The sequence below is a fragment of the Curtobacterium sp. A7_M15 genome, assembly GCF_030705415.1.
In the GTDB taxonomy this organism is placed as follows: Bacteria; Actinomycetota; Actinomycetes; order Actinomycetales; family Microbacteriaceae; genus Curtobacterium.
In genome coordinates this window covers 1-3,698 of sequence record NZ_JAUZED010000183.1, presented here as the reverse complement: position 1 = coordinate 3,698, position 3,698 = coordinate 1, and the positions used below count along the sequence as shown (strand labels likewise).

4 protein-coding genes are annotated in these 3,698 nt (G+C 72.3%); 3 read left to right on the top strand and 1 reads right to left on the bottom strand.

The window, feature by feature from the left end; all coding sequences use genetic code 11:
* Positions 1–539 (bottom strand): hypothetical protein (locus tag Q7F20_RS18050; RefSeq protein ID WP_305741441.1); only part of this gene is annotated, 539 nt, incomplete at its 3' end.
* Between Q7F20_RS18050 and Q7F20_RS18045 the strand changes: the two genes are divergently transcribed.
* The 3 genes from Q7F20_RS18045 to Q7F20_RS18035 all read left to right on the top strand — a co-directional run bounded on the left by Q7F20_RS18045 (position 526) and on the right by Q7F20_RS18035 (position 3,655).
* Positions 526–1,029 (top strand): hypothetical protein, encoded by a 504-nt coding sequence (locus Q7F20_RS18045; RefSeq protein ID WP_305741440.1) that lies wholly within the window; start codon positions 526–528, stop codon positions 1,027–1,029. The genes Q7F20_RS18050 and Q7F20_RS18045 overlap by 14 nt on opposite strands.
* A 201-nt stretch (positions 1,030–1,230) precedes the next feature.
* Positions 1,231–2,889 carry a putative Ig domain-containing protein gene (locus Q7F20_RS18040; protein WP_305741439.1) on the top strand — a complete coding sequence of 553 codons (1,659 nt, stop codon included), beginning with the start codon at positions 1,231–1,233 and terminating at the stop codon, positions 2,887–2,889.
* A 133-nt stretch (positions 2,890–3,022) separates the two neighbouring features.
* The gene (locus Q7F20_RS18035) at positions 3,023–3,655 is read left to right on the top strand and encodes an FMN-dependent NADH-azoreductase (protein ID WP_305741438.1); all 633 of its coding nucleotides are present in this window, start codon (positions 3,023–3,025) and stop codon (positions 3,653–3,655) included.
* Positions 3,656–3,698 lie beyond the last annotated feature (43 nt).

Sequence of the window (3,698 nt, the reverse complement as noted above, 5' to 3'; positions counted from 1 at the left end):
GCCAGCTGGCACCGCGCCTCCCGTCCGCCGCTCTGTTCTGAGAGAAACCCCAGATCAGACCCTGAACGGATCGGAAGCGTCCCGTGATGGAACCGGAACCTCGACGCCACCCGGGAGCCGCCGTCGAGCCGTACGGTCGAGCGTGACAGGAGCGGATCGCCGCCCTGCACCAGAACGACCAGGGGAACCATGAACACCATCACTTCGTCGCGCCGTCGCGCGGCGTTCGTCACCGCTGCCGCAACCGTCGCCGTCGTCACCGCAGGCTGCGGCGCCGTCCTCGGCGTGAGCGCCGCGACCGCATCGACGCCGGCGTCGACGCAGCACGCCGTCGCGGCCACGCCTGCTCCGCTCGCCTTCACGCAGAGCTCCTCCGCCGCCCGCCCGATCGCTCTGACCGCGACCGCGGGGAAGGCGTTCTCGCACACGTTCACCACCAACGCGAAGGCGGGGACGGTCGCCTTCGCGATGGACGAACCGGCCGGGCCGACTGCAGACTCGCCGCGCGCGTCGGACCACTTCTCGGTGAACACGAACACGGGGGTCCTGTCCGGCACGGGGGTCGAGAGCGGCATCTGGGACTTCCAGGTCGTCGCCCTCCGCGACGGCGTCGAGGCCCACGCGTACGTGCAGCTCACCGTGGTCCCCGGGGCAGCGGTCGGAGTACGGACGTACGTCTCGCAGCCGAACACGACCGCGCCGATCTGGTACATCGCGCCGAACGGGGTCGTCCGTCAGCGGCTGACCCCCACGAGCAAGGCGACGGTCGTCAAGACGGTCCCCGCGGTCCGTCTCGAGCAGTTCGTCGTCTCCGGGGTCGCGGTCGACGCCGAGGGCAACGTCATCAAGGCTCCCGACGAGGGCGGCGACGTGTCCACGGTGACGAGCAACGTCACGTCGGACCACGTCACCCGGACCGGCGCTGAGGACACGATCACGATCAGCGGGGCGTGGTCGCACCGCCTCACCGTGACCCAGGAGCACGCACACACGTCGTTCACGGTCTCGGTGGCGCACGGCGCGCACTGAGTCGACCGACGGGGAGCCGCGGGTGCGGTGCCGGACGGCACGTCACCCGCGGTTTCCCGCACGCACCCCCAACCCAGGTCACATTTCGTGCTCGGTGCTCCCGGTCGCGCGCGAGTACCCCTACGATCCGAGCAGGCCGAGTATTCTCGGCAGATTCTTACGATCCGGCACCCGACCGGACCTGAACACCTGGGGGAACACGTGCGCCGCAGCACTTCCACCGTCCGACGCGCCTGCGCGCTCGGGACCACCGCCGCGCTCATCGCGCTGACGACCGGTCTCGGCATCGCAACCGCCACCGCAGCACACGCCGAGGGCGCCGAGACGCCGGCCCCGACGCAGAGCGCGTCGGCCGACCCGTCGCAGACCACGGCACCGACCGACCCGGCGCCGACCGACGAGCAGGCCGACCCGGCGCCGGACGGCACCGAGCCCGCCGACACGACGACGCCGCCCACCGACGACGAGTCGCCGTCCACCGACGACACGGCACCCGCCGGGTCGACCGCCCCGACCACGACGACGCCGACCACTGCGAAGCCGTCGGCCACGTCGACCGACGCTCCGGTCACCCCGCTGGCCGCGGACCCGACGGTCACGGTCTCCGGCGACACCAAGGTCGGCTCGCAGCTCACGGCGGACACGACCGGGTTCGACGAGGACGGCTCGTTCAGGTACGTCTGGACGGAGTACGACGCCGGCCCGACCCCGACGACGATCGCCAAGACCAAGACCTTCACGGTCGACCAGGCCGAGGCGGGCAAGCAGCTCGTCGTGACCGTGACCGGCGACCTGCCGGGCGGCGGCACCGAGACGGTGACCTCCGACCCGTCGGCCGTCATCACGCAGGACCCGGTGTTCATCGGCGCCGACGGCAAGCCCGTCGCCGAGGGCACCGACATCGACGACCCGCTGTACCTCGACACCACCGCCGGTGACGCGTTCTCGTACACGTTCCGCGCGCAGGGCTCGCCCGCGCCGACGTACGAGCTCGACTGGTTCTACGGCGACGAGGAGGACTCCGCCGACTCGATCGTCGAGTCGAAGTCGCAGGCCGACTCCATCGCGGTCGGCTCCGAGTTCGAGGAGGACGACGACTACACCGTCGAGGACCAGCTCCCCGAGGGCATCACCTTCGACCCGACCACGGGCGAGCTGAGCGGCACCGCCACCCTCGCGTCGTGGTACGACTTCGCCGTCACGGCCACGAGCGGCAACGTCTCGACGACCCAGTACGTCGAGCTGACCGTCGACCACGCTGCCGCGTTCGGCATCACCGCGTTCACGATCGACGAGAAGTCGATCACCGCGCGGGACAAGCGCATCTGGCTCATCCAGCCGGACGGCTCGATCTACACCGTGGACCTGTCGACCGACGAGGACGGCTTCCCCGAGGAGCTCACCCTCACGCCGACCGGCCGCCCCACGGTGGCGCAGGGCGGCACGCTCGTCGTGTCCGGTTCGCCGGTCGACCGCTTCGGCAACGACGCGACGGACTTCGACGACGAGGGCAACCCCACGTTCGTCCCGACCGTGACGTCGGACGTCGCCACCGACGTCGTCGCCCCGTACGAGGAGAACGGCGCCGAGGGGCAGGGCGTCTTCGGCGTCACGTTCCCGCACGCGTCGATCCACACCCTCACGGTCGCGAGCGGTGCGCTGCAGCCGCTCTCGTTCGCGGTCGACGTCCGTCCGACCACCCCGACGGTGGCGGTCGTCACGCCCACCACCGCGAAGGGCCAGCTCGCCTACACCGGTTCCGACGCGACCGGTGCCCTCCCCTGGGCCCTCGCGCTCGTCCTCGCCGGCGCCGGTCTGATCGGTGTGCGCACGCTGCGCCGCCGTCACGCCCAGCGCTGACGCCCCGACGTCTCCCGCCGGTCGCGTGCCCGCGTGACCGACGGGAGGCCCACCTCGGCCCCGCCTCGCCCCTCACCGGCGCGGCGGGGCCGTTCCCGTCATCGGGCGTCCGTCGATCGGTACCGTGGGGAGCATGCCCACCCTCCTGCACATCGACTCCTCGGCCGACCTCGCGCACTCCCGCTCCCGTGCCCTCACCGCGGCCTTCGCGGACGCCTGGCGCGCACGCGGCCCGGAGTACGCCGTCGTCCGCCGTGACCTGCACGTCGACCAGCTCCCCCACCTCGAGACCTCGGCGCTGCACTGGGCCGCCACCGACCGCACGGACGACGAGGTCGTCGACCCCGCGGCCGACGCGCTCCGTCAGGAGGTCATCGACGAACTCCTCGGAGCGGACGTCGTCGTGGTCGGAGCGCCGCTGTACAACTACACGGTGCCGTCGACCCTCAAGGCCTGGATCGACCGCATCCACATCCCCGGAGTGCTCGCCGGCGACGTGCAGCCCCTCGCCGGGCGTCCGGTCGTCACCGTCGTCAGCCGCGGTGCCACGTACGACGCCGGCACCCCGACCGAGGGCTGGGACCACGGCTCCCCCGTCCTGCAGCTCATCCTCGGGACGGCGCTCGGCATGAAGCCGTACCCGATCACCGTGAGCGCGACCCTGGCGGACCGGCTGTCCGACCTCGCGCCGCTCGCCGACCACGCCGCCGCGGAGTTCGCGGACGCGAAGACCACGCTGGAGCGCCTCGCTGCGACGCTCGGCTGACCCCGGCGACGGGCCGCCGGCGCGGCGGGCCGCCTGCGGCCCC

What these genes read in the sequence shown, in the direction of transcription:
- Q7F20_RS18035 (WP_305741438.1), top strand. Translation starts at nt 3,023, where the DNA reads ATGCCCACCCTCCTGCACATCGACTCCTCGGCCGACCTCGCGCACTCC.